Origin of the sequence: Virgisporangium ochraceum (assembly GCF_016863655.1) — a bacterium.
GTDB lineage: Bacteria > Actinomycetota > Actinomycetes > Mycobacteriales > Micromonosporaceae > Virgisporangium > Virgisporangium ochraceum.
This window is the reverse complement of record NZ_BOPH01000062.1, coordinates 58,401-72,965: the sequence shown is the minus strand read 5'-3', so window position 1 is coordinate 72,965 and position 14,565 is coordinate 58,401. Positions and strand designations below refer to the sequence as shown.

Here is a 14,565-nt window from a genome sequence, read left to right as displayed (position 1 = left end):
CAGGAGGGATCAGGGCATGTTGGTGCGGAGGTCGGCCAGGCCGGCCGACACGCCGCGGAGCAGGTCGGCGGCCTCCGTCAGCCGGGCCGCGGCCGGGTCGGTGAACTTGGCGCCCATCCGGCCGTCCTCCGCCATGAAGCTGGCGCCCGCGGCGACGAGCCGCTCGTACGCGGTGACGCCCTCGGTGATCTGGCCCATCAGGTCGCGGTGCGCGGCGGCCAGCCCGTCGCGGCTGTCGAGGGCGCCGTCGGTGCCCGCCGGCAGTCCCGGAATGGTCTTCATGGTCCGCTCGACGTGGGCGGCCCGCTCGACCAGGTCGTAGAGGGTGCGCTCGGCGGTGGCCGCCTCGAGCACCGCGTCGGCGGCGATGCCGTGCAGCCGCGGCGCGATGCCGGCGAACGTCATCGACGCCCGGTCGAGCCGCATCCACAGTGGAGCGACGGCCAGCCCGCGGTACTTGATCCGGGCCCGGTGGCGGCGGATCTCGGTGATCGCCGTCTGCCCGGCAGGCACGCTGCTCACCGCCGAGACCATCTTGCGGCGCAGTTCCGCGGCGGCGGTGGCCGGGTCGGTGGGCTCGGGTACGGGTAGCGCCTTCATCTCGCGGTAGTCGCGCCACCGCCAGACCGCCAGGGCCACCGAGGCACCGGCGGCGGCCGCCCATCCCGCGTCACCGAGCCCGAGCCCCTCGTACGGGACCAGGATCGCCGACGCCCCGGCCAGCCCACCGCCGACGACCGACCACCGGCGGGCCGAACCCAACAGGCGGCGCAGCCGGCGCAGATGCTTGGTTCGCTGATCAGCCATGAGCCTGCCGCCTCACCGGTTCAGTTGGAGCCGGCCGGCTTCTGCAGGCTCGCCCGCAGCTGCTCGAGCCGGGCCGCGCCCGCCGGGTCGCCATTCCCGTTGCCCTGGTGTCCGCCCTGGTTCTGGCCGGGGCCGACCGCCGGCTGCTGCGGCGCCGCGTCTACCTGCATGCTCTGGCGGATCTGGTCGAGCCGCGAGGCACCGGCCATGTCGAGCGTGGACTTCTGCACCTCGAGCATGCGGCCCTCGACCGAGTTTCCGGCGAGCTCCGCGCGGCCCATGGCGTTGGCGTACCGGCGCTCGATGCGCTCACGCACGTCGTCGAGCGACGGCGTGTTGCCGGGGGCGGCCAGCGAGCTCATCGACTCGAGCGAGCGGGCGATGGTCTCCTGCATGCGGGCCTGCTCGAGCTGGCTGAGCAGCTTGGTGCGCTCGGCGAGCTTCTGCTGCAGCACCATCGAGTTGTTCTCGACGGCGCGCCGGGCCTGCGCCGCGGCGCCGAGCGCCTGGTCGTGCAGGGTCTTCATGTCTTCCATGCTCTGCTCGGCGGCGACGAGCTGCGTGGCGAAGACCTGCGCCGTGTTCTCGTACTCACCGGCCTTCTGCGTGTTGCCCTGCGCGCGGGCCTGGTCGGCCAGCACGAGCGCCTGCCGGGCCGAGCCCTGCAGCTTCTCGACCTCACCCATCGTGCGCGACAGCTTCATCTCCAGCTGACGCTGGTTGCCGATGACCGCCGCCGCCTGCTGCACCAGGGCCTGGTGCGTGCGCTGGGCCTCCTCGACCGCCTGCTGGATCTGCACCTTCGGGTCGGCATACTCGTCGATCTTGGCTCCGAACAGCGCCATCAGGTACTTGAAGCCCTTAGCGAAAGGGTTCGCCATTGTTCGCGGTCCTCTCTCCCCCATCGACCAGCGCCGCCGCTGTAGTCATCGTCTGTGTCCGCCCGCCTAGCTCTCCGGCGGCTTCCATCGTTGCAGGCATGCGCCAGAACGTCACCAGGCCTAGGGGACAATCCAGGGTCGCGACACGACAATAAGCGCCAAATCGGACTGCACGCGGAGGAGACCCTCAGGAGATTCTCAGGCTCCGACCAGGTCGAGCCGCTGTGCACGCAGAGTGGTCTTGAGGGGGCCTTCGTGCCGGACGGCCACACCCACGAAGTTGGTGACCGTACCCCCGAACGCCTCGGGGTCGCGCTGCGACGGCGCGGTGAACTCGACGGACTCCCCCGGCTCGGCGGCCGGCGCCGATCCGGAGCCCACTCCCGCCGGCTCCAGCTGGCGTTCGCGGTTGAGCAGACCGGACTCGGTGAGCTCGGCCAGCTCGAGGGTGTCGCTCACGTCACGCATCAGCTCGGAGAGTTGGGCACCGAGCGCGTCGCAGATCGCCGACAGCAGCTCGCTGGAGGCCTCTTTCTGGCCCCGTTCGATCTCGGAGAGGTAGCCCAGGCTGACGTTTGCCGCACCGCTGACCTCGCGCAGCGTGCGGTGCTGGGCTTGCCGGCGCGCCCGAAGCGCGTCGCCTAGTACCCGACGAAGCAGGATCACAGCGCACCTCCTCTTCTAGAGGCCACCGGCGATGCAGAGGCACCGCCGGCACTGCCACGGTACCCGCTGGTCGCGGGCGGCGGCACCATGGCGGGGCCGTTTGCGCCCTAAGCGAACCGCGGGGACACCAGCGTGTCTTCCAACAACACCAGCACCGCCGCGACGCTTCCCGCCCGGATCGCCGGCCGGTCGCCCGCGAGCGTCAGCTCCCGCACCTCGGAGACGCCGGGTCCGGACACCGCCACGTACACCCGTCCGACCGGCTTTCCGTCCTGCGGATCGGGCCCGGCGACGCCCGTCGTGGCCAGGCCCCAGTCGGCCCCGCACCGTTCGCGCGCCCCGCGCGCCAGCGCGAGGGCCACGTCGGGATCCACCGGTCCGCGCTCCGCGAGAAGATCATCCGGGACGCCCACCAGCGCGGCCTTCAGCTCCGTCGCATATGCGACGATCCCGCCGCGGAACACGGCGCTGGCTCCCGGCACGTCGACGATCGTCGCCGCCACCATCCCACCGGTGAGGGACTCCGCCGTGGCCAGCGTCTCCCCGCGCCGCTTCAGTAGGGACAGAACGGCCCCGGCCGCGGCCACCTTCATGTGCGGCTGAGCCGGATCGCCCGCACCACGTAGTCGACCCCGGTGACCACGGTGACGACCATGGCCGCGTAGATCACCCACAGCCCGAGGTCGTGCAGCCCGCCGGGCAGGGGCAGCAGCAGCCAGCCGATGCCGATGCTCTGCAGCATGGTCTTGAGCTTGCCGCCCGGGCTGGCCGGGATCACGCCGTGCCGCAGCACGAGGAACCGCATCGCGGTGATGCCGATCTCCCGCACCAGGATCAGCGTGGTGACCCACCACGGCACCACCCCGTACCCGGACAGCAGCACGAGCGCGGTGCCGATCAGCGCCTTGTCGGCGATGGGGTCGGCCACCTTGCCGAACGACGTGACGAGGTTGCGGCGCCGGGCGATCCAGCCGTCGACGTAGTCGGTGATCGACGCGACGGCGAACGCGACCGTCGCCGCGATCTGCCAGCCCGCGTGCTCCATCTCGCCGAGCACGACGAACACGGCGAACACCGGCACGAGGAGCACCCGCAGCGTCGTCAACGCGTTCGCGATGTTGAGGACTGGGATGACCGGCGCGGCCTCCACCGGGGCCGGAGCCTCGGACGCGGTGGCCGAACTCGATGCGCCCGCCTCCGCGGGCGCGGGCCGCGGGGCCTCTGTGGCGCTGCCTTCCCTCGTCGCTCCGGTCGCTGCGCTCCCTGCGCTCCTCAGTCCAGGCACCGCCGGCCCCGCAGGCGCCGGCTCGGGGATCATGACGGTGCCTTGGAGACGATCTCCACCGGTTCGGCGACCAGGTCGACGCCGTCGCTGGCGGTGACCTTGGCCCGGACGAGGTCGCCGACCCGCAGGTCGCCGGCGAGCGGGCCGCGCAGGGTGGTGGAGCCGTCGATCTCGGGCGCCTGGTGGGCGGCCCGACCCTCGACGGTGCCGCCCTCGATCGCGTCGACGAGCACGTCGACCTCGGTGCCGACGCGGTCCTCGGCGCGCTGGGCGCACAGGGAGTCGGCCAGCTCGGTCATCCGCTCGACCCGCCGCCGGACGGTGGTGGTGCTCACCTTGCCGGTCATGCCGGCGGCCTCGGTACCGTCCTCGTCGCTGTAGCCGAAGACGCCGATCGCGTCGAGCCGGGCGGCGGTGAGGAAGCGCGCCAGCTCGGCGACGTCGGCGCGGGTCTCGCCGGGAAAGCCGACGATCACGTTGCTGCGGGCGCCGGCCTCCGGCGCGTAGCCGCGGGCCATCTCGAGCAGGTCGAGGAACCGGGCGGTGTTGCCGAAGCGGCGCATCCGACGCAGCACCGGCTCGCTGGAGTGCTGGAACGACAGGTCGAAGTACGGCGCGACGCCGGGTGTGGTGGCGATCGTCTCCACCAGCGCCGGACGGGTCTCGGCCGGCTGCAGGTACGACACCCGCACCCGCACGATCCCGGCGACGGAGGCGAGCTGGGGCAGCAGCTTGTCGAGCGCACGCGGGTCCCCGAGATCCTTGCCGTACGAGGTGGAGTTCTCGGAGACCAGGACCAGCTCACGCACGCCCGTGCCGGCCAGCCACTCGGCCTCGGCGAGGATCTCCTCCGGCGGACGCGAGACGAACGCACCGCGGAACGACGGGATGGCGCAGAACGCGCACCGCCGGTCGCAGCCGCTGGCCAGCTTCAACGACGCGACGGGCCCCTTGTCGAGCCGCTGCCGCAGCACCTTCAAATGTGCCGGCGCGTGCCCCGGAAGGCTGACGTCCCCGCGCTTGACCTGGCGCTGCACCGGGGTCAGGGGCAGCAGCGTGCGCCGGTCACGCGGCTTGTGGCTCTCGACCTTCTCGCCGCGGGCGATGGCGTCGATGGTGGACGCGATGTCGGGGTAGTGGTCGAAGCCGAGCACGGCGTGGGCCTCGGGCAGGCTGTCGGCAAGTTCGCGGCCGTACCGCTCGGCCATGCAGCCGGTCGCGACGACCTTGGCCCCGCCGTCGGCGGCGGCGAGCAGCGTGTCGATCGACTCCTGCTTGGCGTCGGCCACGAACCCGCACGTGTTGACGACCACCACATCCGCACCGGTGGCGTCGGTTCCCACCGACCAGCCGCCGTCGGCGAGGCGGGCGGCCAGCTCCTCGGAGTCGACCTCGTTACGGGCGCAGCCGAGGGTGACCAGGGCGAGACGGCGTTGGGACACGAGTCGAGGGTACCGGTCCGCCCTGTCCGCGGCGTCAGCCGTTGACTCAGCTCGAGTGCATGACCGGCGTATCGCCCGCCCGCCACGCGCGGAGGACGGGACGGATCCCGCCCGCGTCGATGAACCAGGAGACGACGAACGCCGCGATGATCAGGCCCAGCATGGCCGCGGCGGACAGCAGGCCGAGCGGCAGGCCGAGCGCGAGGATCAGCACCGTGGCCAGCACGGCGTGCCGGATGCTGCCGAGCCGCAGGACCAGCCGGAACACCGCGTGCCCGATCAGGTAGAGAACCACTCCACCGGTGATCGCCAATGCATAGCTGAGCTTCGCCCCGTCGAACGGGTGCCCGATGATCTTCTTGACCCCCGCGGCGAACACCACGATTCCGAACAGCATCGGCACGTGCGCGAAGCCGAACGCGTGCACGGCGTGCAGGGCCCGGCGGCGCGGGTCGGCGGTGGCCTCCAGGGCGTGTTCGGCCCGCGCGTCGTCGCCGCCGAAGTAGACCCAGTAGAGGTAGTACAGGACCGTCAGCACCAGCACCGCCGCGAACACGATGCCGAGGGTCAGCTCGTAGCCGCGGATCCCGATGCCGACCGCGATGAGCGACTCGCCGAGCGCGACGATCACCACGAGGCCGTGCCGCTCGACGAAGTGCGCCGGCGCCAGCGTGAACCCCTCGATCGGGCTCAGGTACGGGGTGGCCGCCTGGATCGCGAACGCCACCGCCCACAGCCCGTACCGCCACGGGCCCGTGAGGATCCCGCCGACCAGCACCAGCGTGGCGCTGAGCAGGTTCAGCCAGGCGAGTCCGCCGCGCAGCGCCCGCATCACCCCGTCGCCGCCGGCCAGCGCGAACGCGCCGGTGTGGATCGCGTTGACCACGAAGTAGCCGAGGCCGAACAGCCATCCCGCCGCGCCGAAGGCCTGCGGCACCGCGATCGCGACGCCCAGGAAGCCGCCCATCCCGACCAGCAGCAGCACCCGGCGCAACGGGCTCGACGGCGCCATCGCGTTGGTGAGCCACGCGTACGCGGAGTACATCCACCAGATCACGCCGAGCATGAGCAGCACCCGCACGGCGCCGCGGACGTCGAGGTGGTCGGCGAGCAGCTCGGTGAGCTGCGTCACCGTGAAGACGAAGACCAGGTCGAAGAACAGCTCCAGGGTCGACACCCGGGTCTGCTGCCCGGTGTTCCCCGCTGACTCAGCCGTCACGCGGGGAGCGTAGCGGCAAACTGCGTCCGGAATGTAAAAGCGTCCGGCGTCGGGCCGTGTTCGTCGAGATGGGCCAGCCTGCGCGCGGCCTCGGCCACCGTCGGCCGCGCGCTCCCGTCGATCCACCAGAGGACCAGGTGTGGACCGGCGGAGCGCTCGAACCACTCCCGCCGGCGCTGCAGGACGGGCAGGTGGGCCGAGCGGTACGTGTACGCGTAGAGCGCCTCGATCGACTCCCACACGGTCAGGTTCACGATGACGTCGTCGCCGAACGGGCGGATGGCGGTGGCGTCGCCGCTCTCGTCCTGCAGCCGCCAGACGAACCCGGGCGAGCGGTCGGCGAGGTCGTTGATCTCCGCCAGCAGGTCGACGAAGCCCTTCAGCCGCGGGCTGTCGAGCGGGGCGGCCAACCTGGCGATGTTGAGCTGGGCAATGTTGGGCTGGGCGATGTTCATGCCCCGGGAGTTTAGACAATCTGCATTGGTTTTAGAATGGCGAGGTGACCGTCGACGCGATCGGCCTGCTGCACGAACCGGTCCGGCGGGCCGTGTACGAGTACGTGGCCGCCCAGTCCGGCCCGGTCGGCCGCGACGCCGTGGCCGGCGCTGTCGGCATCGGGCGCACCCTGGCCGCGTTCCACCTCGACAAGCTCGCCGACGCGGGCCTGCTCGCGGTGTCGTTCGCGCGCCGTGCGGGGCGTACCGGCCGGCCGGCCAAGCTGTACCGGCGGGCCGCCGACGAGCTTGCGGTGAGCGTCCCGCCGCGGCAGTACCGCATGCTCGCCGGTGCCCTCGCCGAGGCCCTGGAGGAGACGGGCGCCGACGCCGCCGCCTATGCGGCGGCGTACCGGCGCGGGCGGGCGCAGCCGTTCCCCGACGACCCGGAGGCGCAGCTGGAGACGCATCTGGAGGCGCTCGGTTACGAGCCGTTCGTCGACGGCGCCTGCATCCGGCTGCGCAACTGCCCGTTCGGCACGGTGGCCGAGGAGTTCCCGCCGCTGGTGTGCGGGATGAACCTCGGCCTCGTGCGGGGCATGCTCGCCGGTGGCGGACTGCCCGAGTCGCTGGCCGAGCTCGACCCCGCGTCCGAGGGGTGCTGCGTGAAGCTCAGTCGCTCCCGGCCCTGAGACTGTCGAGCATCTCCTCGAGCTCGTCGGGCTTGATCAGCACGTCGCGGGCCTTCGACCCCTCCGACGGGCCGACGATGCCGCGGGTCTCCATGAGGTCCATCAGGCGGCCGGCCTTCGCGAACCCGACCCGCAGCTTGCGCTGGAGCATCGACGTCGACCCGAACTGGCTGGTCACGACGAGCTCGGCGGCCTGGATCAGCAGTTCCAGGTCGTCGCCGATGTCCTCGTCGATCTTCTTCTTGGTCGACTCCGGCGCGGTGGTGACGTCGTCGCGGAACTCCGGCTCGCGCTGGTCCTTGCAGAACTTGACGATGTCGGCGATCTCCGACTCGTTGACCCAGGCGCCCTGGATCCGGGTCGGCTTCGACGCGCCCATCGGCAGGAACAGCCCGTCGCCGCGGCCGATCAGCTTCTCGGCACCGGGCTGGTCGAGGATGACCCGCGAGTCGGCGAGGCTCGACGTCGCGAACGCCAGCCGCGACGGCACGTTCGCCTTGATCAGACCGGTGACGACGTCGACGCTGGGCCGCTGGGTGGCCAGCACGAGGTGGATGCCGGCGGCCCGGGCCAGCTGGGTGATGCGCACGATCGAGTCCTCGACGTCGCGCGGGGCGACCATCATGAGGTCGGCCAGCTCGTCGACGACCACCAGCAGGTACGGGTACGGCCGGATCACCCGCTCGCTGCCGGGCGGGGCGACGATCTGCCCGGCCCGCACCTTGCGGTTGAAGTCGTCGACGTGGCGCACCCCGAACGCGGCCAGGTCGTCGTAGCGCATGTCCATCTCGCGGACGACCCAGTCGAGGGAGTCGGCGGCCTTCTTCGGGTTGGTCACGATCGGGGTGACCAGGTGCGGGATGCCCTCGTAGCTGGTCATCTCGACCCGCTTCGGGTCGATCAGCAGCAGCCGCACCTCGTCGGGCGTGGCCCGGGTGAGCAGCGACACCAGCAGGGAGTTCAGGCACGACGACTTGCCCGCACCGGTGGCGCCGGCGATCAGGATGTGCGGCATCTTCGCCAGGTTCGCGACGACGAAGCCGCCCTCGATGTCCTTGCCCAGGGCCACGGTGAGCGGGTGGTGGTCGCTGGTCGCCGCGCGCGAGCGGAGCACGTCGCCGAGCGTCACGTTCTCGCGGTCGAGGTTCGGGATCTCGACACCGACCGCGCTCTTGCCCGGGATCGGCGACATGATCCGCACGTCGGGCGACTTGACCGCGTAGGCGATGTTGCGGGTGAGCGCGGTGATCCGCTCGACCTTCACACCCGGTCCGAGCTCGACCTCGTACCGGGTGACCGTCGGCCCCCGCGTGAACCCGGTGACCGCCGCGTCGACGTTGAACTGGTCGAACACGCCGGACAGCGCGTTCTCGACCTCGTCGTTGGCCCTGGTGCGGGTCTTCGGCGCGTCGCCCTTGGCCAGCAGGTGCGGCGGCGGCAGCTTGTAGTCGGCGTCGGTGAGCGCGAGCTGCTCGGCCCGGGTGGGCATCGGCGTGTGCTCGGGTGGCGGCGGCGCCTCCTTCTTCTTCGGCGCCGGCTTGGTGCGCGGGAGCGCGAGGGTCTCCAGCGCCTCGATCGGGCCGGGCATCGGCGGCTCGTCGTCCATCGACAGCTCGTCGCGGGCCTCGGCGTCGATCTCGGCGAGGGCGCTCTGCCGCCGTCGGGACGGGCGGCGCTTCGGCTTCGGCTCCTCCTCGTCGGCGGCCTCGGCGGCTTCCGCGGGGTAGTCCTCCTCGTCCTCCTCGTCCTCCGGCGCGCGGCCGAGCGCCAGGTCACGCAGGTCGCGGAAGCGCTGCGGGACCTTGTTGATCGGCGTCGCCGTCACCACGAGCAGGCCGAACACGACGAGCAGCAGGAGCAGTGGCGCGGCCACCCAGCCGCTGATCGCCTTCGCGAGCAGGCCGCCGGTGAACCGGCCGAGCACCCCGCCGGCCTTCTCCATGTCGATCGGGTCGTCGGGCTGGCCGAACGCGAGGTGCAGCAGCCCGGCGACGCCGACGATCAGCGCCGACCAGCCGACGACGCCCCGGCCACGCGGCTCGTCCTCGACCGGCTTGCGCATCAGGCGCACCGCGCCGACCAGCAGCAGCACCGGGAGCGCGGCGGAGATGCCACCCAGGAAGAAGCGGACGGTGTCGGCGAGCCACTCGCCCACCGGTCCCGCCGAGTTGAACCAGACCCCGAACGCGAGCAGCACCGCCATGCCGAGCACGGCGAGCCCGACGCCGTCGCGCCGGTGCTCCGGGTCGAGGTCGCGGGCCGTGGCCGCCTGCCGGCCGACCGCCCGCACCATCCAGCCGAGGATGTGGGCGACGCCCATCCACAGCGCGATCATGCCCCGGCCGAGCAGCGCCAGCGGGTTGAACCCGGTGGCGGACGAGGTACGGCGACGCGTCGCCGCCTTACGCGGCGCCGGCGCGGTCTTGCGGGCCGGTTGGCGGGTGCGCTGGGTCGGCCGCCGGGCCGGGGTGGCCGACTTGGCCGGGGCACGGCGACGGCTCGGCTGAGAGGTCCTGCCCGCCATAGGTCCCCACCGTAGCGGTGGATCTACAGCGAGACAGTTTCGACTCGCCGCCGCAGGTGCCGCCGGTAGAGATAGGCACCCACCCATGACCCGACGACCGTGACGCCGACGAGAACCTGCAGCGGGAGCGTGTACCGCTCCGGGTACAGCACGCCCTCGATGTAGCGGTCGATGAATCCGGCGGTCTGCTCGGTCTGTCCCGCCTCCCGTCGCGCCCAGTTCTCCGCGGTGGTGAGCGGGCACGTCAACGGGATCCCGACGACGGCCAGTCCCCAGGCGGCGGCCGCGAGGTGCACCCAGAACATCCGCGGCCACCGCCAGGCCAGGAATCCGCCGACCACCACGAACGCCAGGTAACCGAAGTGCACGACGAGGATCACCGTGACGAGAACGTCCATGGCTCCAGTGTTACGACAGGAGTTGCTCGATGGGGTCCCGCAGGAAGTAGACGACGAAGAGCGCCGCCGCTCCCCACATCAGCGGGCTGACCTCGCGGGCCTTGCCCCGCACGGCGCTGAGCAGCACGTACGCGATGAACCCGGCCCCGATGCCGGTGGAGATCGAGTAGGTGAACGGCATCAGCACGATCGCCAGGAACGCGGGGATGCCGATCCCGTAGTCGGTCCAGTCGATCGAGCGCACGGCGGTCATCATCAGGAAGCCCACGACGATGAGCGCGACCGACGCGGCCTCGAACGGAACGATCTCCACGAGCGGCGCGAAGAACATCGCCACGAGGAACAGCCCACCGGTGACCAGGTTCGCGACGCCGGTACGGGCGCCCTCCGCGACGCCGGACGCCGACTCGATGTACGACGTGTTCGACGACACGCTCGCCGCTCCACCGGCGGCCGCCGCGACCGAGTCGACCAGCAGGATCTCGCGCGTGCGCGGCGGGGTGCCGTCCTCGTTGAGCAGGCCGCCCTGCGGACCGGCCTCGTAGCCGACGGCCACCATCGTGCCCATCGTGTCGAAGAAGTCGGTCACCAGCAGCGTGAACACGAACATGATCGCGATGAGCGTGATGCCCGAGTCCCAGGCGCCGAGCACGCTGAACTTGCCGAGCAGGCCCAGGTCGGGCAGGTCGAAGACCTTGTCGGGCAGTTCCGGCACGTTGAGGTTCCAGCCGTGCGGGTTGCTCTTCTCCGGCGAGACGAACGTCGGTCCGACCTTGAAGATCGCCTCGACGATCACCGCGAGCACGGTGCCGAACGCGATGCCGAGCAGGATCGCGCCCTTCACCCGCCGTACCACCAGGACGAGCGTGACCAGCAGCGCGATCACGAACACCAGCGACGGCCAGCCGACGAGCCGGTTGCCGAGGCCCAGCTGGATCGGGGGCGCCCCGGTGCCCGTCGACCGCACGAAGCCGGCGTCGACCAGGCCGATCATGGTGAGGAACAGGCCGATGCCGACGCCGATCGCGATCTTGAGCTGCGGCGGCACGGCCCGGAACAGCGCCTCGCGCAGCCCGGTGAGCACGAAGATCGTGATGAGCACACCCTCGATCACCACGAGGCCCATCGCGTCGGCCCAGGTCATCGTCGGTGCGATCTCGTACGCGACGAGCGCGTTCACGCCGAGGCCGGCCGCGAGGGCCAGCGGGAACCGGGCGACGACGCCCATCAGGATCGTCATCACCCCGGCCACCAGGGCGGTGGCGGCCGCGATCTGGGTCATGTCGAGCGTGTCGCCGTTCTTGTCGGCGCCCGCGCCCAGGATCAACGGGTTGAGGACCACGATGTAGCTCATCGTGAAGAAGGTGGCCAGCCCGCCCCGGATCTCGCGACCCAGGGTCGAGCGGCGTGCGCTGATCTCGAAGTACCGGTCGAAACCGTTGCGCGGGGGTGCTGGGGGTTCCGGGTCGGGGCCCGGCGGCAGGTCAGGGCCCGCCTCGGTGTGCGCCATGCAAAGACGCTAAGGAACCCCTGTTACATCTGCATCTCAGACCTCGACGACGTTCGGCACGATCATCGGCCGACGCCGGTACTTCTCGTTGACCCACCGGCCCACCGTGCGGCGCACGAGCTGCTGCAGCTGGTGCGGGTCGGTGACGCCCTCCTCCGCCGCGCGCAGCAGCGCCTCCGTGATGACCGGCAGCACCGCGTCGAACGCCGCCGGGTCCTCCGAGAAGCCCTTCGCCGAGATCGCCGGCCCGCCCACGACCTTGCCGGTGACCGAGTCGATCACCACGGTGGCCGCGATGAACCCGCCGTCGCCGAGGATGCGCCGCTCGGTGAGCAGCGACTCGCTGACGTCGCCCACGGCGAGGCCGTCGACGTACACGTACCGCGACCGGATGTGCCCGACGAGCCGGGCCACGCCGTCGACCAGGTCGACCACGTCGCCGTCCTCGCACAGCACCACCTGCTCGCGCGGCACGCCCGACTCGACGCCGAGCTCGGCGTGCGCCCGCAGGTGCCGCCACTCGCCGTGCACCGGCATGAAGTTGCGCGGCTTGACCACGTTGAGCAGGTACCGCAGCTCGCCGGCCGGCGAGTGCCCGCTGACGTGCACCTTCGCGACGTCCTTGTGCACCACCACGGCACCGGCCCGCGACAGCCGGTTGATCACCCGGTAGACCGCGGACTCGTTGCCCGGCACCAGCGACGACGCCAGCACGACGGTGTCGCCGGGCGCGATCGTGACGTGCCGGTGGTCGCCGTTGGCCATGCGGCCGAGCGCGCTCATCGGCTCGCCCTGCGAACCGGTGGACATGAGCACGATGCGCTCGGGTGGCAGGTTCAGCGCCTCGTCCATGCCCACGACCAGGCCGCCCGGGATGCGGAGCAGGCCGAGGTCGCGGGCGATGCCCATGTTGCGCACCATCGAGCGTCCGATGAGCGCGACGTGCCGGCCGTGCGCGCGGGCGGCGTCGAACACCTGCTGGACCCGGTGGACGTGCGACGCGAACGACGCGACGATCACCCGCCCGGTGGCGCCGGCGAAGATCCGGTCGAGCACCGGACCGATCTCCCGTTCCGGGGTGACGAAGCCGGGGATCTCGGCGTTCGTGGAGTCGCTGAGCAGCAGGTCGACGCCCTCGGCGCCGAGCCGGGCGAACCCGGCCAGGTCGGTAAGCCGCCCGTCGAGGGGAAGCTGGTCCATCTTGAAGTCGCCGGTGTGCAGCACCGTGCCGGCCGGCGTCTTGATCGCGACCGCGAGCGCGTCGGGAATCGAGTGGTTGACCGCGAAGAACTCGCACTCGAACGGGCCGAGCCGCTCGGTCTGCCCCTCGCGGACGGTGAGCGAGTACGGGGTGATCCGCCGCTCGGCCAGCTTCGCCTCGACCAGCGCGAGCGTGAACTGCGACCCCACCAGCGGGATGTCGGGCTTGTGCGCGAGCAGGTACGGCACCGCGCCGATGTGGTCCTCGTGCCCGTGGGTGAGCACGATCGCGTCCACGGCGTCGAGCCGGTCGAGGATCGACTCGAAGTCGGGCAGGATCAGGTCGACGCCGGGCTGGTCGACGTCGGGGAACAGCACCCCGCAGTCGACGACGAGCAGCCGGCCACCGAACTCGAACAACGTCATGTTGCGGCCGATCGCGCCCAGCCCGCCCATGGGGGTGATCCGCAGCCCGGTGGCGGGAAGCGGCGGTGGCGCGTCGAGCTCGACGTGTGCCGCCGTCACCGATCGGCACCCGGGTGCAGGTGGGCCATCTGGTCGGCGTCGCCGAGCGTGAGCCCCGACGCCGCGCAGTCCTCCCGGATCCGCGCGATCTCCGCCGGGGTCGCCGAGCAGAGCGGCGGACGCACCGGACCGGCGGGTTTCCCGGCGAGCCGCAGCGCCGCCTTGGTCATGATGACGCCCTGGGTGCGGAAGAACCCGCAGTAGGCGGGCAGCAGCTTGTGGTGCAGCGCCAGGGCGCCGGCCACGTCGCCGGCCTCGTAGGCCTCGATCATCTGCTTGGTCTGCGGGCCGAACAGGTGCGTGGGCACCCCGACCACCCCGACCGCGCCGATCGCCAGCAGCGGCAGGGTGATCTTGTCGTCGCCCGAGTAGATCGCGAGGTCGGTGCGCTGGGTGACCCACGCGGTGCCCTCGAAGTCGGCCTTGGCGTCCTTGAGGGCGACGATGCGCGGGTGCTCGGCGACCCGCACCAGCGTCTCGGTGGCGATCTCGACCACCGACCGCCCCGGGATGTCGTAGAGCATCACCGGCAGCCCGGTGGCGTCGGCGATCTCGGTGAAGTGGTGCACCAGCCCGGCCTGCGGTGGCTTGTTGTAGTACGGGGTCACCACGAGCGCGCCGTGGGCACCGGCCTTCTCGGCCGCCCTCGCCAGCTCCACCGAGTGCCGGGTGTCGTTGGTGCCGACGCCGGCGATCACGAACGCCCGGTCGCCGACGGCTTCGAGCACAGCCCGGAGCACGGCGTCCTTCTCGGTGTCGGTGGTGGTCGCCGACTCGCCGGTGGTGCCGTTGATGACCAGTCCGTCGTGGCCCTGCTTGTCGACCAGCCAGGTGGCGAGCGCGGCGGCACCGTCGGCGTCGAGGGAGCCGTCGGCGCGGAACGGCGTGACCATCGCGGTGATCAGCCGGCCGAAGGGCCGCCGCGGGTCGGAACTCGTGCGCGTCATGAGGACAACCTATCGCCCGCCGATAGCGGTTTCGG

Annotated in this window: 14 protein-coding genes; 1 reads left to right on the top strand and 13 read right to left on the bottom strand. The window is 71.6% G+C overall.

Annotated features, from left to right (window positions below; translation table 11 throughout):
• Positions 1–9: 9 nt before the first annotated feature.
• The 8 genes from pspM to Voc01_RS21975 form a co-directional block, all read right to left on the bottom strand.
• Positions 10–807: a phage shock envelope stress response protein PspM gene (gene pspM, locus Voc01_RS22010; protein ID WP_203929382.1), complete on the bottom strand. Its 798-nt coding sequence runs from the start codon at positions 805–807 to the stop codon at positions 10–12.
• A 20-nt stretch (positions 808–827) separates the two neighbouring features.
• On the bottom strand, positions 828–1,688 hold the full coding sequence (locus tag Voc01_RS22005; RefSeq protein WP_203929381.1) for a PspA/IM30 family protein: 861 nt from the start codon (positions 1,686–1,688) through the stop codon (positions 828–830).
• Positions 1,689–1,886: 198 nt separating this feature from the next.
• On the bottom strand, positions 1,887–2,354 hold the full coding sequence (locus tag Voc01_RS22000; RefSeq protein WP_203929380.1) for a helix-turn-helix domain-containing protein: 468 nt from the start codon (positions 2,352–2,354) through the stop codon (positions 1,887–1,889).
• Positions 2,355–2,461: 107 nt separating this feature from the next.
• The gene (locus Voc01_RS21995; protein ID WP_203929379.1) at positions 2,462–2,947 is read right to left on the bottom strand and encodes a CinA family protein; all 486 of its coding nucleotides are present in this window, start codon (positions 2,945–2,947) and stop codon (positions 2,462–2,464) included.
• On the bottom strand, positions 2,944–3,504 hold the full coding sequence (gene pgsA / locus Voc01_RS21990) for a CDP-diacylglycerol--glycerol-3-phosphate 3-phosphatidyltransferase (RefSeq protein WP_239160383.1): 561 nt from the start codon (positions 3,502–3,504) through the stop codon (positions 2,944–2,946). Before pgsA ends, Voc01_RS21995 begins: the two co-directional genes overlap by 4 nt.
• A gap of 164 nt (positions 3,505–3,668) precedes the next feature.
• Positions 3,669–5,081, bottom strand: a complete 1,413-nt coding sequence (gene rimO / locus Voc01_RS21985) for a 30S ribosomal protein S12 methylthiotransferase RimO (protein ID WP_203929377.1) — start codon at positions 5,079–5,081, stop codon at positions 3,669–3,671.
• 46 nt (positions 5,082–5,127) lie between these two features.
• Positions 5,128–6,300 (bottom strand): low temperature requirement protein A, encoded by a 1,173-nt coding sequence (locus Voc01_RS21980; protein ID WP_203929376.1) that lies wholly within the window; start codon positions 6,298–6,300, stop codon positions 5,128–5,130.
• Entirely contained in the window at positions 6,297–6,755 is a 459-nt protein-coding gene (locus Voc01_RS21975) for a DUF3291 domain-containing protein (protein ID WP_239160382.1), read from the bottom strand. Before Voc01_RS21975 ends, Voc01_RS21980 begins: the two co-directional genes overlap by 4 nt.
• 44 nt (positions 6,756–6,799) lie before the next feature.
• Between Voc01_RS21975 and Voc01_RS21970 the strand changes: the two genes are divergently transcribed.
• Positions 6,800–7,426, top strand: a complete 627-nt coding sequence (locus tag Voc01_RS21970; protein ID WP_203929375.1) for a helix-turn-helix transcriptional regulator — start codon at positions 6,800–6,802, stop codon at positions 7,424–7,426.
• On the opposite strand, the gene Voc01_RS21965 is transcribed toward Voc01_RS21970, so the two are convergent.
• Genes Voc01_RS21965 through dapA form a run of 5 tightly spaced genes read right to left on the bottom strand, consistent with a single transcriptional unit; the run spans position 7,407 to position 14,530 of the window.
• On the bottom strand, positions 7,407–9,950 hold the full coding sequence (locus Voc01_RS21965) for an FtsK/SpoIIIE family DNA translocase (RefSeq protein WP_203929374.1): 2,544 nt from the start codon (positions 9,948–9,950) through the stop codon (positions 7,407–7,409). The genes Voc01_RS21970 and Voc01_RS21965 overlap by 20 nt on opposite strands.
• Before the next feature lie 23 nt (positions 9,951–9,973).
• The gene (locus tag Voc01_RS21960) at positions 9,974–10,348 is read right to left on the bottom strand and encodes a DUF2784 domain-containing protein (RefSeq protein WP_203929373.1); all 375 of its coding nucleotides are present in this window, start codon (positions 10,346–10,348) and stop codon (positions 9,974–9,976) included.
• Positions 10,349–10,358: 10 nt separating this feature from the next.
• A complete protein-coding gene (locus Voc01_RS21955) occupies positions 10,359–11,858 on the bottom strand; it encodes an NCS2 family permease (RefSeq protein ID WP_203929372.1) in 1,500 nt (499 codons plus the stop codon).
• Between the two features lie 36 nt (positions 11,859–11,894).
• On the bottom strand, positions 11,895–13,583 hold the full coding sequence (locus tag Voc01_RS21950) for a ribonuclease J (protein ID WP_203929371.1): 1,689 nt from the start codon (positions 13,581–13,583) through the stop codon (positions 11,895–11,897).
• Positions 13,580–14,530, bottom strand: coding sequence for a 4-hydroxy-tetrahydrodipicolinate synthase (gene dapA / locus Voc01_RS21945; RefSeq protein WP_203929370.1), 951 nt, complete (start codon positions 14,528–14,530; stop codon positions 13,580–13,582). Before dapA ends, Voc01_RS21950 begins: the two co-directional genes overlap by 4 nt.
• Positions 14,531–14,565: the final 35 nt, after the last annotated feature.

Coding starts and splice junctions, on each gene's coding strand:
- pspM (WP_203929382.1), bottom strand. CDS start 807: ATGGCTGATCAGCGAACCAAGCATCTGCGCCGGCTGCGCCGCCTGTTG.
- Voc01_RS22005 (WP_203929381.1), bottom strand. CDS start 1,688: ATGGCGAACCCTTTCGCTAAGGGCTTCAAGTACCTGATGGCGCTGTTC.
- Voc01_RS21995 (WP_203929379.1), bottom strand. CDS start 2,947: ATGAAGGTGGCCGCGGCCGGGGCCGTTCTGTCCCTACTGAAGCGGCGC.
- Voc01_RS21975 (WP_239160382.1), bottom strand. CDS start 6,755: ATGAACATCGCCCAGCCCAACATTGCCCAGCTCAACATCGCCAGGTTG.
- Voc01_RS21965 (WP_203929374.1), bottom strand. CDS start 9,950: ATGGCGGGCAGGACCTCTCAGCCGAGCCGTCGCCGTGCCCCGGCCAAG.
- Voc01_RS21960 (WP_203929373.1), bottom strand. CDS start 10,348: ATGGACGTTCTCGTCACGGTGATCCTCGTCGTGCACTTCGGTTACCTG.
- Voc01_RS21955 (WP_203929372.1), bottom strand. CDS start 11,858: ATGGCGCACACCGAGGCGGGCCCTGACCTGCCGCCGGGCCCCGACCCG.
- dapA (WP_203929370.1), bottom strand. CDS start 14,530: ATGACGCGCACGAGTTCCGACCCGCGGCGGCCCTTCGGCCGGCTGATC.